Source organism: Janibacter cremeus (genome assembly GCF_029395675.1).
Taxonomy (GTDB): Bacteria; Actinomycetota; Actinomycetes; order Actinomycetales; family Dermatophilaceae; genus Janibacter; species Janibacter cremeus_A.
This window is the reverse complement of record NZ_CP115184.1, coordinates 628,699-643,604: the sequence shown is the minus strand read 5'-3', so window position 1 is coordinate 643,604 and position 14,906 is coordinate 628,699. Positions and strand designations below refer to the sequence as shown.

Here is a 14,906-nt window from a genome sequence, read left to right as displayed (position 1 = left end):
AGGCAGCCACATGAACGAGCACCGAGCCGGGATGCACCGGGGACGTGGCCAGCGGCTGAGCGAGATCGTCCGGTTGCTGCACTCCGGGGTCACCCGCGTGGAGGACCTCTCGGTCGCGGTGGCGGTCTCCGAGTCGACGGTGCGCCGCGACCTCGCCTCGCTCGAGGCCGAGGGCGTGATCGCCCGCACCTACGGCGGCGCGCAGCCCTTCGCTCCCTTCCGGGAGACGCGGCTGCAGGAGCGGATGACCCTCGAGGTGGCCGCCAAGACGCGCATCGGCGCCGCCGCCGCCGAGCTCGTCGAGGACGGGGCGACGATCTTCGTCGATGCCGGGTCGACGACCTCGCACCTCGTCGAGAACCTGCGCACCCGAACGGACCTGACCGTCCTCACCCGAGGCATCGAGATCGCGCTGGCCCTCGCCAACAGCCCGATCGAGGTCATCGTCGTCGGCGGAGCCGTCTCGCCGTCCAGCCACGGTCTGACGGGCTCGGTCACGCAGCTCGTCCTCGAGCGGTTCGCGGTGGACATCGCCTTCCTCGGCTGCGACGCCGTCCACCCCGACCGGGGTGTCGGCGAACCGACCATCGAGGAGGCCGCGACCAAGGAGGTCGCGGCGCGCAACGCCCGCCGCACAGTGGTCCTCGCCCACGCAGCCAAGCTGACCCCCGGCGCGGTGCCCGCCTGGGCGCCGTTGCCTCCGGGCTGGACGCTCATCACCGACGAGTCGAGCGAGGCCCGTCTGCAGCCCTTCCGTGAGGCCGGAGTCGACGTGGTCCCGGTCGCCGCAGGTCGCACGGAGGAGTGATGACACCCGTGGACGAAGGGGGTGGCCCCGGCCGTCGCACACTGCTCGCCGCGCCGGACAAGTTCCGGGGGTCACTGACCGCGCCGGAGGTGGTCGCGGCGGTCACCGCGGCGGCCGGGGCGTCGGGCTGGGACGTCGTGGCCCGGCCGATGGCCGACGGCGGGGAGGGAATGCTCGATGCCTTCGGCGGCCCCAATCGCACGAGCCGGGTCACGGGTCCGCACGGGCGCGAGGTGGAGGCGCGGTGGCGCCACGAGGACGGTGTCGCCGTCATCGAGAGCGCACTCGCCTCGGGCCTGGACCTGGCCGGTGGCGGCTCGGTCAACGACCCGAAGGCGGCCACCAGCCACGGCACCGGTGAGCTCATCGCCGATGCCGTCCTCGACGGGGCGCGCCGCGTCATCGTCGGCCTGGGCGGCTCCGCCATGACCGACGGCGGGCTGGCGGCCGTCGAGGCCGTCGTCGACCGTCTGGGCGGCGACCGACCGGTCGATCGCGGCGTCGAGCTGCTGGTCGCCTGCGACGTCGAGACGGTCTTCACCGACGCGGCCAGGGTCTTCGGTCCGCAGAAGGGCGCCGACCCCGACCAGGTCGACGAGCTCACCGACCGGTTGCACCAGGTGCGCGCCCACTACGAGGACGTCTACGACAGGTGGTTGGCCGAGCACGGTGTCGACCTCGCGACCGCACCCGGCGGTGGTGCGGCCGGAGGGCTGGGTGGTGGCCTGCTCGTGCTCGGCGGGCAACTCGTCCCGGGGCTCCGGCTGGTGGCCGAGCAGGTCGGCCTGGACGAGGCGCTCGGGCACGTCGACGCCGTCGTGACGGGCGAGGGCGCCCTGGACGCGGAGTCCTTCAACGGCAAGGTCGTCGGGGGTGTCGTGGAGGCCGCGCTCCCCCACGACCTGCCGGTACTCGTCGTCGCCGGGACCATCCGGGCAGACGTGCCCGACCTGCCCGCCCGGGTGACGGCCGTCGACCTCAGTGAGCGCTTCGGTGCGGACGCGTCGTGGGGGCGAACGGCAGAGTGCATCCAACGCGTGGTCGAGCAGGAGATCGGTCGGCTCTAGCGTGTTGTCGTCACGGGCCTTCACCACGCAGAAGCGTCCGTGCGTCGCCCTTGACGGCCTGGCTCGCGTCACGGCTGCTTCCCTCGTGGGACGCGCCCTTCCAGGGACCCACCTCACGACTGCTCCGTTCCAAGGGCATGCCGGTGTGCCCTTCCCTGGGGAAGGGCTGTGGGGCGGGGTCGCTACAGGTGCCAGGTCACGCCGGTGGGGGTGATGCTCGCGTGGAGGTCGCGGGTGTGGACGGTGGTGTGGTGGCGCTGACACAGCAGGGCGGCGTTGTCGATGTCGGTCGCCCCGCCGCGGGACCACCAGGCCACGTGGTGGGCATCGCACCACTGCGGGGGCATGGTGCACCCGGGGTAGGTGCAGCCGCCGTCGCGTAGCCACAGGGCGCGTTTTTGCCCGGGGGTGAACCAGCGCACCGAGCGGCCCAGGTCCAGGATCTCGCTGTCACCGCCGAGGACTGCGGGGACGATCCCCGCGTCGCAGGCCATCTTGCGCACCACGCTCGGAGCGAGGACCTGCCCGGTGGCGGTCACTCCCGCGCCGTGGGCGCCTGAGCGTAGGTCGTCCAGGCCGATGGTGACGACCACCTGCGCCTTCTCGCACGTCGGCTCCGCCCCCGGCGCGGCGACCCCGCGGCGGATGATCTCCACCAGCGCGTCCGCGCGCCGTTGGGTCGCGGGCCGCTCGTCGGGTTCACCCTCGGGCCCCTTGACCGGCCCGGACAGGGCGGCCAGGGCGGCGTCGACGACCGCCGCGCCCTCGGGATCGAGCACCACCCGGTACAGGCTCATCCCGGCCGGGCCCTGACTCTTGGTCAACGACCGGCCACGCTTGGCGCGCCGGTCCTCGCCCTCGATGTCCTTCTCCGGCTTCAGCAACCGCCCGGTGCGGGTGATCGCCGCGCCCAGCTCCTTCTCGCTCAGGCCCCGCACCCGCTCCCGCCGCCGCCCCTGCGGGCCGGTGGCGACGACGTCGTCCTTCGCGGCCGCGACCAGGGCGCCCAGGTCCTCCTCGAGCAGGCCCTCCTCCGCGACCGGCGCCACCTGGGCATGGAAGCGCACCAGCTGGTCGGCCTTGCCCAACGGCAGGTCACCCTCCCGGAACGCTGCCCGTACGTCGTTGATGGCATCCGCGGCCTTCAGCGCCGAGGGGCCGGCCATCCGGGTGCCGGCCTTGGCCACCCGCACCACCGACGCGGTGTGCCGCACACTCGGGTCCGGCGCGCGCTCCCCCTCGGCGCGGGTGACCCAGTCCGTCGGCGACCACGCCGACTCACCCGGCAGCCCCCGCGCCAGGCCCTCACGCACCAGGTCGACCTCAGCGATGTCCAGCAGGACGCGTGCCTGCCCGACCACCGCCAACGCCTCGGTGATCTCCGCCTCCCCCAGGCGCCACAGTTCCCCGCCACCACCAGCACCCTGCAGCAACGAGCGCAGCGCGTCACGCAGGCCGGGCGCGGTCCCGTAGGCCTCGTGCCACTGCGCCGCCATCTCCATGAAGACACCCTGCCAGCGACCACCGACAACGCAGCCCGGGCGTGGTTTCGAGGCTCGCTCGCTACGCGAACTACCACCCGGCGTCGAGGCTCGCTCGCTACGCGAACTCACACCTCAACCACCGGGGAATCGAGGCTCGCTCGCTGCGGGAACTCCGGTCACACGTTCTCGGCTCCGGAACGCCCCCGGCAGACTCTCCGCACGGCCATAGCGTGACGTCGCTGTCAGCCGAACAAAGGAGTTCCACCTGATGTCCCACGACGACCACGGACCCGAGTGCCTGTGCGACCACCTCCCCCACAAGCCGGTACGGAGTGAGCGCGACGAAGCCATCGACGAGGCGCGCACCGGCAGCGGGCTCTCCCGCCGCTCGATCATGGCTGGGATCGGCGCAGCCTCCGGGCTCGCGCTGACCCCGCAGCTCGCCGCCGCCCACGGACGCGGCAAACCCCCGAGCGCCGGCCCGCCGCAGGGCATGGAGCTGGTCCTGCTGGGCACCCTCGCCGGTCCACCCGTCGACATCCACCACGTCGGCACGTCCAGCGCGCTCGTCGTGGACGGCCGCACGTACGTCGTGGACTGCGGCCGCTCGTCGGTGACCCAGTTCGCCACTGCCGGACTGCGATTCGACTCGCTCGCCGGCATCTTCCTGACCCACCTGCACGCGGACCACTTCGCCGACTACTACAACTTCTTCATGCTGGGCGGCCACATCAAGAACCAGAACGGTGACCACATCACCGGTCCCGTCCCGATCCACGGTCCCGGCCCGGCCGGTGGTCTGCCGCCGAAGTTCGGCGGTGGCTCGGTCCCGACGGTCAACCCGGACAACCCGACGCCCGGCACGGCCCAGATGACCGAGGCGCTGCACAACGCCTACGCGTACAGCATGAACGTCTTCCTGCGGGACATGAACGTCGCCGACATCCGCACCCTCATGGACGTGCACGAGATCGACCTCCCGGCCGGGACCGGTGCCACCTTCGAGAACACGTCGCCGCGGATGCGCCCCTTCCGCATCTTCAAGGACGACAAGGTCGAGGTCACCGCCACGCTCGTGCCGCACGGACCGGTCTTCCCGGCGTTCGCCTACCGCTTCGACACCGAGTACGGGTCGGTGACCTTCTCCGGGGACACGCGCCGGTCGGACAACCTCATCGAGATGGCCCAGGGCACGGACCTCTTCGTCCACGAGGCGATCGGAGTCGAGGGCGCCGGCATCGGCGAGGCCTCCCTCGACCACATGCTGCAGTCACACGTGCTCATCGAGAAGGTCGGTGAGATCGCCGAGGCCGCAGAGGCCAAGCATCTCGTCGTCTCGCACTACTCCGACCTCGGCGCGGAGAAGGTCGATGTGCGCAAGTGGCGGCGCCTGGCCCAGCGCGGCTACGGCGGTCGCGCCACGATCGGCGAGGACCACGACCGGTTCTCGGTGCCGCCGCGCGGCCGCGGTCGTCGCTGACCGGACCCACGGATGGCGAAGGGGGCGGGGAGAGTCTCCCGCTCCCTTCGCCCTGTCCCACCCCAGCCATAGACTCCCCACCACCAAGGACGGAGCAGCGAGCGCCGCGCCCGCTGCGGTCGAGGGACACGAAGGGGAAGAGTTCGATGACGATCAAGCACACGCTCGTGGGTGACGGCCCGACCAAGGTGATCACGGTGCACGGCTGGTTCGGCGGGGAGGACGGCTGGGGACTGCTGCCGGACCTCGTGGACACCGAGGCGTACAGCGTCGCCTTCTTCGACCTGCGTGGCTACGGGTCGCGTGCCGCCGTCGAGAGTAGCTACACCCTGGACGAGGTCGCCGACGACGTCTTCGCCCTCGCCGACGAGCTCGGCTGGCAGCGGTTCGCGCTGGTCGGTCACTCGATGGGCGGGGCCATGGCGCTGCGGGCCTTCAGCCGTGACCCGGAGCGCGTCACGGCCGTCGTGGGCATCAGTCCCGTCCCGGCCTCCGGCGTCCCGCTCGATGCCGACTCGCAGGCCCTCTTCGACGGCGCGGCGCAGGACCACGCCAACCGCTACGCGATCATCGACTTCACGACCGGCAACCGTCAGCCCAGGAGCTGGATCCAGAGCATGGTCGCCTACTCCGCGAAGCACTCCCGGCCGGAGGCAGTGGCCGGGTACCTGAAGGCGTGGACGGGCGCCGACTTCGTCGCCGACCTGCCCGCGGTCAGCGTGCCGGTCCACGCCGTCGTCGGCGAGCACGACCCCGCCCTCGGCGAGGAGACGATGCGGGCGACCTGGCTGGAGCAGCTGCCCGGCTGCGAACTGACGGTCATCCCCAACGCCGGCCACTACGCGATGTTCGAGACACCCGTCTCGCTGGTCGCGGCGATCGAGTCGACCCTGTCCTCGGTCGGCTGAGCGGCGGTCACCTGGTGGGAAATGGAACGCGCCCTGATCGCACAGCCCCAGCCGACGTGGTCGCGCAGGGCGTGCACCGACATGCCGACTATCGTGCGTCGGCATGAGTGAGGACGTGTTGTCACCGGGCGAGCGGCAGACGCTCGGGGCGCTCCGGTACGCCGTCAACGACGAGGCGGTGACGTACCTGGCAATCATGCGGCTCTTCACGACGGGGATGAGCGGCTTCTTGTCGGACCAGTCGGCGGAAGAGATCACCGCTCGCCTCGCAGATCTCGGGCACGACGCGGACCGCGAGACCGTCGAGCAGCGCCTCTCCTACCTCGTCGAGCACGGCAATCTCGCTCGCAGCCCCCGCGAGACCGAGGCGCGCAGTGTCCGCGAGTACCTGACCAACCGGTCCCGATATCAGCTCACCTCTCGCGGGGAGCTCGTACACCGTCAGGTCGAGGAGCTGCTTGCCCACACCGACGGGGCACGCGAGGTCTCCAGCGAGATGCTCCCGGGCATCCTCACCGGCCTCGAGGAGCTCGTGGGACTAGTCGACGCCGGGACCGAGCACGCGGACCCGCGGGACGTCGCCAGCCGGATCGCCACACTCTTCGCCCAGTTCGAGGTACTGGTCACTTCCACGCGCGAGTTCTACGCCTACCTGACCCAAGTGCTCACCCGCTTCGACCTCGTGCGCGACGAGTTCGTCATGTTCAAGACCGCGCTCATCGACTACCTGCAGCGCTTCGTGGACGAGGTCGCGCGGCACATGCCGCAGGTCTCCGACCGGTTGCTCGCGCTTGAGCCGGACATACCGACCCTGTGCGGGCGCGCCAACGCAGACACCCGCTTGATGGGCATCGACGGGACCGCTGCCCGGCGTGCCACCGGCCTCGACCCCGAGGACTGGCGCAGCCTGCACACGTGGTTCATCGGCTCCCCCGGTCGACGCTCGGACGCCGACAACGTCCGGGCGCTGGCCACCGACGCGATGCGCTCGCTTCTGACGAACCTGCGACGGCTGGCTGCCGGGGCTGACCGCCAGCAGAGCCGCTACGGGGACCTGCTGCGCCTGGCCCGGTGGTTCGAGAGCGCCGACGATGCCCTGGCCCACGACCTGTGGGCCGCGACCTTCGGGCTCTACCCCGCCCGCCACCTGTCCTTCACGGCCGACCCCGAGGGGGACCCGATGCCGGCCACCCGGAGCTGGTGGCGCGCCAGCGCCGCCGAGGTGCCGGTCACGTTGCGCACCCACGGCGAGCGGCGTGCGAGCGGACGCGCCAGTGCCCGTGTCGACTACACCGCGGCCAAGCGAGCTCGTCTGGCCGAGCGGGAGCAGGAGCGCCATCGACGACTGGCCGCCGCCCGCGAGCTCGCGACGATCTCCGGTCCCGTCCGCGATGCGCGACTCGGCGACGACGCCCGGCGCGCCTTCCTCGACCTCTACACCAGCGCACTCGCCCGACACGGCCGCCCGCTGGGCGGGGACACCACGGCCCACAACACCCTGCGCATCGACGACCTGACCCTGGCGATCGAGGTCCGCCACGCGCCCGGATCCAGCGTGCGACTGCGCAGCCCCGGCGGCACCCTGACCCTGCAGGACCTGTACATCCACCTCGAGGCGACGACCGAGTCGGCCGGCCCTGAGGAGACGGCGGTGACGACCGAGCCCCAGACCACCACTCGGGCCGCGACCTCATGACCACGGCACGTGGACCGGAGCGGGTGGCTGACCCCCTTCGCGAGGCAGACGTGCGCCGAGCCGTGCGCGCCCTCCTGCACACTCCCATGCTGCACGCCGACCGGCACCCCGACGAGCTCGCGCTCGTGCGCCGCTACCAGGGCGAGCTCGCGTCCCTCTTCGCCGACGGCTTGGGCTACCGCCTCCTCGTAGAGCCGGGTCTGGCGCGGTTGTACAAGACCGGCCTCGAGCACGACGGCACGCGTGGTTTGACCCGCCGCGACGGTCGTCCCTTCACCCCACGCCGCTACCTGATGCTCAGCCTCGTGCTCGCGGCCCTGACCCAAAGCCGACGTCAGGTGATGGTCGACGAGCTCGTTGCGTCCGTGCGCTCCAGCGCCGTGGACGCCGACATCGACGTCGACCTCGACAACATCCACGAGCGGCGCGCGCTGCACGCCGCGCTCATGGCCCTCGTGCACCTCGGTGTGCTCAGCGAGCGCGACGGCGATCTGGAGCACTGGGCCGAGCGGCACACCGAGTCCCTGCTGGACGTGCACCGCGACCGGCTCGCGGTCCTCGTCGCCGCGCCTCTGGGCGCGTGCGAATCACCCGAGGACGTGCTGTCGGTGACCTCCGCGCCCTCGGCCGCCGGAGGGGCTCGGGTGGCCGTCCGCCGGCGCCTGACCGAGCAGCCGGTGATGTCGATCGACGACCTCACCGAGGAGCAGCTGGGCTGGTGGAGCCGCAACCGCGAGCGGGAGCGGGAGTGGTTCCGGCGCACCACCGACCTGGAGCTGGAGCTGCGCGCCGAGGGCGCCGTAGCGGTGGACCCGGCAGGTGCCCTGACCGACGTCACCTTCCCCGGGAGCGGCTCTGCCAAGCACATCGCCCTGCTGCTGCTTGCCGAGCTCGTCGACCACGTGCGCTCCGAGCGGGACACGCTCGACGGGACCGACCGCGCCGACACGAGGCAGGCGACGGCCTGGGTACGACTGGCCGAGTCCACCGCCCGCCAGCTGGCCGACCGCGTCCTTCGCGCCTGGCGTCCGGGCCTGCGCAAGGACCACCGCGACAACCCCGACGACGCCTACGCCCAGGCCCTCGACGTGCTCGTTGCCGTCGGTCTGGTGCGTCGCGCCGAGGGCGCACTCCTGCTGCACGCCGCGGCGGCCCGCTACGCACCCCGACCGGAGTTCATCAGCAGTCGCGGACCCTCCGGCGAGGGGTCGCTGTTCGAGGAGGACACATGACCAGCACCGCGACGAGGGCGGACGCACAGCGGACTCAGCGATCGGCGCAGCGCTTCCGCCTGCACCGCGCGGGTGTGCTCAACGTCTGGCAGTACGACGAGCAGGTCTTCACCTTCGCCGACGGCCGGTTGCTCCTGCGCGGCGCCAACGGGGCAGGCAAGTCCAAGACCCTGGAGATGCTGCTCCCGTTCGCCCTGGACGGCGACAAGGCCCGGATCACCGCCTCGGCCAAGCACCACACGAGCCTGCTGTGGTTGATGACCGATGGCCTGGACTCGGGCAACCGGGTGGGCTACGTCTGGGTCGAGTTCGTCCGCGAGAGCGACGAAGGGAGGGAAGAGGCCTTCACGTGCGGGGTAGGCATCCGCGCCTCGGTGAGTGCCCGTTCGGCCACGGCTTGGCACTTCACCACCTCCCGCCGCGTGGGCACGGACCTGTCTCTGGAGGACGAAGGGGGACCCCTGTCACGGCCCCGCCTGACCGAGGCCCTCGGGGCCGAGGGACACGTCTTCGAGCGGGCCGCCGACTACAAGGCCCACGTCGGTCGCGAGCTCTTCGGGTTGGAGAAGCACCAGTACGACGAGGTGCTCCGGCTGCTCTACTGGCTGCGTCAGCCCCAGGTCGGCGAGGACATCGAGCCGACGAAGCTGGCCACCCAGCTCTCCCAGGCCCTCCCCCAGCTCGACGAGCAGGCCATCTCCTCTGCGGGTGAGACCTTCGACGAGCTCACCGCGGTCGGTGAGCAGATCGACCGTCGCGCCCGGGCCGCGGAGGGGCTGCAGTCCCTCGCCGATGCCTATGCCGAGTACGCCCGGGCCGTGGTGGCCGAGCGTGCGGGCACGGTCGCGGAAGCGCTGTCCCGGGAGCGTCGACTGGGTGCCGCGGTCACCAAGGCCGACGCGCAGGTCCGCGAGGTCGAGGAACGACTGTCCACGAGTGAAGGGGAGCAGTCGGTTGCCGAGTCCGGCCGCAGCAACGACGACGCTCGGCTGACGGCGTTGCGGGAGAGCCCCGAGTTCCGCGACCAGCGTCGCCTGGACGAGCTGACCGGGACCGCCCGCAGCGCCGACAAGCAGGCGGAGGCGGCACGGGCGCGCCGGGACCGCCAGGCACGGACGGTAATCGGCCATGCCGACGTCGAGACCAAGCGTGCCCAGGCCGCGGAGCGTGGTCTCTCGAACCTGGCCACGGGACTCCTCGAGCTCGAGCCGCAGCACCGCGCGGACGTGCCGGGCGGCTCTCTCCCCCTCCCCGGCGCGCTGGACCGGGTCGTGCTGGAGCGGCTGGACCAGCTCGAGCAGTTGGGCGAAGCGATCGACGAGGTGTCCGTCACTCTCGGCCGCGCCAGCGAGGCCTGCTCGGTCCGGGTGGCGGCCGTCGACGTGGTGCGCCAGGCGCTGGACGAGGCGGACCGCCTCGCTGATGCCCGCACGCAGGCCCAGCGGTCCGCCGACGAGGCGGAGTCCCGCTGGGAGGGCGCCCGCGAGCACCGCAGCAAGGCGGAGACGAGCACCACGCAGGCTGAGGAGGAACTGGCCGGCGCGCTCGCGACCTGGGTGGCGCTCCAGCCCGCAATCGCCCCCAAGGTGCCCGACGAGCTGGACGACGACCTCGTGGCCGGCCTGGTCCCCTTCGCCGAGGCGGCCGCCGCGCCCCACCTCGCTGCCGCCCACGGGCAGCGGGCCGCAGCCATGCACCGGCGCGACGTCGCCGAGTCCGACATCGAGCGGCTCGAGCGGGAGCGTGCCGCGATCGAGGCCGAGCGCGACCCGGCTCCCCCTCCCCGGGTCCTGCCGCACACCGACCGACCCGACGGACATGGTCTGTGGCAGCTGGTCGACTTCGCCGACGACGTGGACGAGGGTGAGCGGGCCTGCATCGAGGCCGCCCTGCAGGACGCCGGCCTGCTCGACGCCTGGCTGCGACCGGGCGGGATGCTCCTCGACGCCGAGCACGTGGACATCGTCCTGCACGGTGAGGCCCTCGACGACGCCACCACGCTCGCGGACGTGCTGCGGCCGGATCTTCCCGACGACGGCGATGTCGAGACCGCCGACGTCACCGCGGTCCTGCGCTCCATCTCCTTGGGTGAGCACAACTCATCGGCGTGGATCGCCCGTGACGGCACGTGGCGCCTCGGGCCGGCCCGTGGTCGCTCCGAGAAGGTCCGCGCCCAGTACATCGGCGCCACCGCGCGTGCCACGGAGCGCGCGCGCCGTCTCGCGCTCGTCGACGAGCAGCTCACCGCGCGCCGTGCGGAGCTGACCGCGGCCGAGCATGACGTGAGCACCGCCGACGAGAGCCTCCGGAACCTCCACCGCTGGGTACAGTCCGTGCCCGTCGGCGGGCCACTGCTGCGGGCCCGGGCGGTGCTGACCGAGCGCATCGGCGCCGAGGAGCGGGCCGAGCACGACAACCGGACGGCGCAGGACGTGGCGTACGCGGCCCGGGGCGCGGCGGCCGAGGCGCGGCGCGCCGTCGAGCGGCTCTCGATCGAGCAACAGGTCCCGGCGGTGCGCGGCGAGCTCGACGCCCTCGAGCAGCGGTTGCGGCAGAGCACCCTGACAATGGCCGACCTCGGGCGTGGCCTCCCGGCGATCCGCGACCGGCTCATCGAGTGGAGCGACGCCGTCGCGGTGCACGCTGATGCCCGGGCGGCGCTGGCCACCGAGGAGGAAGCCGCCCGCGCCGCCACCGAGGACGCGGACACCCTGCGGGCACGGGTGGATGAGCTGACCGCCACCGTAGGTGCCGGCGTCGCCGAGCTACAGCGTCGACTCGTGGCGGTGCAGGCCTCCCGCGACGAGCACGACCGGGCCGCACGCGCCGCGATGAGTCGGGCCAACACGATCCGCACCGATTTGGGCGAGGCCCGGTCCCGTGCCATCAACGCCCGGGAGCGACTCGCGGAGCACGTGCAGGCCCGCTCCGGCGTGCTGGCCGAGCTGACGAGCGTGCTTGACGTCCCCGGCATGCTCAACGCGGCCGAGGTCCCCGAGGAGGACGCGTCCGCCCTGCACCGGTTGGTCGGCATGTCGGTGGACCACCCCGTGCCACGCACGGCGATGAGCGTCGTGACCGGCTTGGCCCAGCTCAGCCGGGAGCAGCCGGAGCACGCGCAGACTCGGGTGTGGCGCTCCCACAACGATGCGACGAGCGGACCGGCAGCTGACCATCAACCGTCGGTCGCGCAGTTCGGTCCCTTGTTGGCCATCACCGCGCGGGACGGCGGCGGCGAGGCGGCCGTCGTCGCCCTGGCAGCGCGGGTGGCGGCCTCGGTGGCGGCCGACCGGGAACTGTTGACCGAGCGTGAGCGCACGCAGTTCGAGCAGCACGTGCTCGGTGAGCTGGGTGACGCCATCCGGAGTCGTCGACGGGACGCCGAGGAGCTCGTCACGGCGATGAACGAACAGCTGGGCCACGTGACGACGTCCCAGGGCATCGCGGTCACGCTGCGCTGGGACCTGCGCGAGGACGTGCCTGCCGAGGCACGGTCCGCGGTAGGGCTGCTGACCCAACCGGTCGGTGCCCTGCTGCCCGAAGAACGTGCTGAGCTGCGCGATGCTCTCCACCGACTCATCGAGGCCTCACGGGTGGAACGGCCAGAGCTGTCCTACGGCGAACACCTCGCATCGGCGTTGGACTACCGCACGTGGTCTCAGTTCACCATCCGCTACACCCGTCCGGAGCGTCCGGGCCAGTGGGAGCGACTGCACCGGCGCTCGGCCCTGTCACAGGGTGAGCAGAAGGTGCTGTGCTACCTGCCGCTCTTCGCCGCCGCTGCGGCGCACTTCACCTCGCTGGCCGGGGCTGCCCCCTTCGCTCCCCGGCTCGTCCTGCTCGACGACGCCTTCCCGAAGATCGACGAACGCACCCACCCGTTGCTTTTCGGGCTGCTCGTCCAGCTCGACCTGGACTTCGTCATCACGAGCGAGCGGTTGTGGGGTGACCACTCGAGCCTGCCGTCGCTGGCGATCTACGAGGCGCTGCGCGACCCGGGCCAGCGGGGCATCGCCCAGTACGCCTACCGGTGGGACGGCCGGGTGCTCCAGGGGCTGGGATGAGACCCGCGGGCCGAGCGGGCGAAGGGGGTGTGCCGTCATGGGTGGACCACCCTGACCTGGTCGCGGCGTGGGAGCGCATCGGGCGGCGCTTCGAGCAGGCCGGGCTCGTGCCGGCTGGCCGGGTCCGGGTCGTCGCGACGACCCGGGAGACACGCCATGCTCTGGGTGCCCTGCTCGGTCGTGTGGTCACCCGTGATGCGGTGATGGTCGATCTGGCGGTGCTGGACCAGCGGTTGCGCGAGCGCTCCGGGGTCGGGGGACTGGAAGCGGTGCTCACCATGGTCCGCGGCGAAGCCCCGCGCAACCGACCGGGTGACCGGGCTGCGCGAGCTGATGCCCGGGAGCGGCCGTTGGAGCTGGCCACCGCGCTGCTCGACGTGCCGGCGGGGACACCGTGGGTTGCGGGGTGGATCGCCTGGTTGCGGCGGGTCGGTCTGCTGACCGGGCGGCCCGACGCCGAGCAGCTGGTGCGCGAGGCTGTCGCCGTGCTTCTCGAGTTGCTCGATGACGCCGGCCGGGAGGTCGAGTCGGGGCCTCGCCCCCGCGGGACCCGTTCCAGGGTGGAGATCGCGGCCCGAGTGGTCGGTGACGCGCATGCGCTGGACGTGGACCGAGTACTGCACCGCATGGTGCTGCAGGGGCTGGCCCTGGCGACGGGTTCGCCCCCTCCGGAGGGGGCGAGCGAGCGCGAGGCCGTGTGGGCCCGGGTTGGTGTGGCGCCCGACCTGCTCTCCCGCAGCGCGCTGGTGTGGCGGCTGCGACTGTCCGGCGGCGGTGCGGTGGCCCGCCGATTGGACATCGCCGCCGAGGCGGGTGATCCGATGCACCTGACCGACTGGGACCTGCGCCGGGCCGGCGAGTTGTCACCGATGACTGGGCAACGCGTGCTGGTGTGCGAGAACCCACGCGTCGTCGAGGCGCTGGCCGAGGCCGAGGTGGACGGGTGGGCCGCGGTGTGCACCTCGGGCCAGTCGAACCTCGTCGTCGACAGCTTGCTCACTGCACTCGCGGACTCCGGCGCCCACCTGCGGTACCACGGGGACTTCGACTGGCCCGGGATCGCGATCGCCAATCGGGTGGTGGCGCGCTTCGGGGCGCAGCCATGGCGCATGGAGGTGGCCGACTACGTGGACGGAGTGCGCGGAGAGGCTCCGTTACTGGGCGGCGCACCGGTCGAGCCGTCCTGGTCGGCCGAGCTCGGTGCCGCAATGCGCAGTCATGGCCGAGTACTGCACGAGGAGGCGGTGCTCGCGGAGTTGCTGGAGCAGTTGCGGGAGTGATGTCCAGAGCGTGTATCGGCCCGCTCTCCGATCACCCCTGACGGTTCCCGCGGATTCAGCCTGAGATGACTCGGGCGGCGACGTCAGGCAGGTCTGCGAAGCCGGCGCGTTCGTCGGTCGTGACCACGATGCGATCAGTCGCCAGCGCCGTGGCGGCGATGATCAGGTCGTGAGCACCGCGCTTGCGCCCGGTCGTGCGCACGTGGGCCAGGAGCGCAGCGTGGTGAACGGCGACATCGTGGTCGTAGTCGCGGACCGGGAGCACTCGCAGGACATCATCGAGGAAGGCACGTTGCGCCGCCGACCGCCCGGCGTCGCCATCAAGCAGCGTGCCGACGAGGTACTCCGCCACCGCTACAGCCGGCAGAGCCACATCATCACCATCCGCCAGAGCCGCCACGTCCAGTCGGCCCCGAACTCCGGCGATCAGGGTCCCGGTGTCGAGGATCAGTCGAGCCACGGGTCGGAGTCCAATTCCAGAGCAACGCCGTCCCGGGCGGACTCCACGTGTTCGACGAAACGGTCGTCCACAGCAGGATGCCCGTGCCAGCGCTCGAACACGGATCGCAGCTCCGCCCCGTTGGCAAGGGTCGCCGGCGCGATCGTGGCCAACCGCCGCCCACCGCGGGTGACCACCACCGTCTCACCGTGCTCCACCAGATCGAGCACGGCCGAGAATCCTCGCGACGCCTCGGACGCTGTCATCTCCCGCATGGAGTTCAGATTATCAGAATTGACCATCCGTGTGTTCAGGCACGACGTCAACGTCTCCAGCCTCTCTCGGTTCGGCCAGCGAGGGTACGCCGGCGCCACAACTACATCACCGCGCTACGACAACGTTCTGCGATTCGAGCGGAAGCCACCGCCAGGGCTTGGAGTGGGCTGTG

The 14,906-nt window shown here is 71.9% G+C and carries 11 protein-coding genes; 8 read left to right on the top strand and 3 right to left on the bottom strand.

The annotated features are described in order from the left end of the window. Nucleotides 1-10 precede the first annotated feature (10 nt). Together O9K63_RS02905 and O9K63_RS02900 are read left to right on the top strand one after the other, a co-directional pair. Nucleotides 11-808 (top strand): DeoR/GlpR family DNA-binding transcription regulator, encoded by a 798-nt coding sequence (locus tag O9K63_RS02905; protein WP_277240382.1) that lies wholly within the window; start codon nt 11-13, stop codon nt 806-808. Further along, the gene (locus O9K63_RS02900) at nt 808-1,875 is read left to right on the top strand and encodes a glycerate kinase (RefSeq protein WP_277240380.1); all 1,068 of its coding nucleotides are present in this window, start codon (nt 808-810) and stop codon (nt 1,873-1,875) included. Before O9K63_RS02905 ends, O9K63_RS02900 begins: the two co-directional genes overlap by 1 nt. A 182-nt stretch (nt 1,876-2,057) precedes the next feature. On the opposite strand, the gene O9K63_RS02895 is transcribed toward O9K63_RS02900, so the two are convergent. Continuing rightward, nucleotides 2,058-3,377, bottom strand: coding sequence for an HNH endonuclease signature motif containing protein (locus tag O9K63_RS02895; protein WP_277240378.1), 1,320 nt, complete (start codon nt 3,375-3,377; stop codon nt 2,058-2,060). A 250-nt stretch (nt 3,378-3,627) separates the two neighbouring features. On the opposite strand from O9K63_RS02895, the gene O9K63_RS02890 reads away from it, so the two are divergent. From O9K63_RS02890 to O9K63_RS02865, 6 genes are all read left to right on the top strand, one after another. After that, the gene (locus O9K63_RS02890; RefSeq protein WP_277240377.1) at nt 3,628-4,839 is read left to right on the top strand and encodes an MBL fold metallo-hydrolase; all 1,212 of its coding nucleotides are present in this window, start codon (nt 3,628-3,630) and stop codon (nt 4,837-4,839) included. A 146-nt stretch (nt 4,840-4,985) separates the two neighbouring features. After that, a complete protein-coding gene (locus tag O9K63_RS02885; protein WP_277240375.1) occupies nt 4,986-5,747 on the top strand; it encodes an alpha/beta fold hydrolase in 762 nt (253 codons plus the stop codon). A gap of 103 nt (nt 5,748-5,850) precedes the next feature. Then, a complete protein-coding gene (locus tag O9K63_RS02880) occupies nt 5,851-7,443 on the top strand; it encodes a TIGR02677 family protein (RefSeq protein WP_277240373.1) in 1,593 nt (530 codons plus the stop codon). Nucleotides 7,444-7,466: 23 nt separating this feature from the next. After that, nucleotides 7,467-8,675, top strand: a complete 1,209-nt coding sequence (locus O9K63_RS02875) for a TIGR02678 family protein (RefSeq protein WP_277240371.1) — start codon at nt 7,467-7,469, stop codon at nt 8,673-8,675. After that, entirely contained in the window at nt 8,672-12,739 is a 4,068-nt protein-coding gene (locus O9K63_RS02870) for a TIGR02680 family protein (RefSeq protein ID WP_277240369.1), read from the top strand. The genes O9K63_RS02875 and O9K63_RS02870 overlap by 4 nt, the downstream gene beginning before the upstream one ends. Nucleotides 12,740-12,780: 41 nt before the next feature. Continuing rightward, nucleotides 12,781-14,019 carry a TIGR02679 family protein gene (locus O9K63_RS02865; protein WP_277240367.1) on the top strand — a complete coding sequence of 413 codons (1,239 nt, stop codon included), beginning with the start codon at nt 12,781-12,783 and terminating at the stop codon, nt 14,017-14,019. A 55-nt stretch (nt 14,020-14,074) separates the two neighbouring features. Here O9K63_RS02865 and O9K63_RS02860 read toward each other — a convergent pair whose 3' ends face one another. Beyond that, on the bottom strand, nt 14,075-14,479 hold the full coding sequence (locus O9K63_RS02860; RefSeq protein WP_277240365.1) for a PIN domain-containing protein: 405 nt from the start codon (nt 14,477-14,479) through the stop codon (nt 14,075-14,077). Further along, nucleotides 14,467-14,733 (bottom strand): type II toxin-antitoxin system Phd/YefM family antitoxin, encoded by a 267-nt coding sequence (locus O9K63_RS02855; RefSeq protein WP_277240363.1) that lies wholly within the window; start codon nt 14,731-14,733, stop codon nt 14,467-14,469. Before O9K63_RS02855 ends, O9K63_RS02860 begins: the two co-directional genes overlap by 13 nt. Nucleotides 14,734-14,906 lie beyond the last annotated feature (173 nt).

Excerpts from the sequence above, each read along its gene's own strand:
- O9K63_RS02905 (WP_277240382.1), top strand. The coding sequence starts at position 11 with ATGAACGAGCACCGAGCCGGGATGCACCGGGGACGTGGCCAGCGGCTG.
- O9K63_RS02900 (WP_277240380.1), top strand. The coding sequence starts at position 808 with ATGACACCCGTGGACGAAGGGGGTGGCCCCGGCCGTCGCACACTGCTC.
- O9K63_RS02895 (WP_277240378.1), bottom strand. The coding sequence starts at position 3,377 with ATGGAGATGGCGGCGCAGTGGCACGAGGCCTACGGGACCGCGCCCGGC.
- O9K63_RS02890 (WP_277240377.1), top strand. The coding sequence starts at position 3,628 with ATGTCCCACGACGACCACGGACCCGAGTGCCTGTGCGACCACCTCCCC.
- O9K63_RS02885 (WP_277240375.1), top strand. The coding sequence starts at position 4,986 with ATGACGATCAAGCACACGCTCGTGGGTGACGGCCCGACCAAGGTGATC.
- O9K63_RS02880 (WP_277240373.1), top strand. The coding sequence starts at position 5,851 with ATGAGTGAGGACGTGTTGTCACCGGGCGAGCGGCAGACGCTCGGGGCG.
- O9K63_RS02870 (WP_277240369.1), top strand. The coding sequence starts at position 8,672 with ATGACCAGCACCGCGACGAGGGCGGACGCACAGCGGACTCAGCGATCG.
- O9K63_RS02855 (WP_277240363.1), bottom strand. The coding sequence starts at position 14,733 with ATGCGGGAGATGACAGCGTCCGAGGCGTCGCGAGGATTCTCGGCCGTG.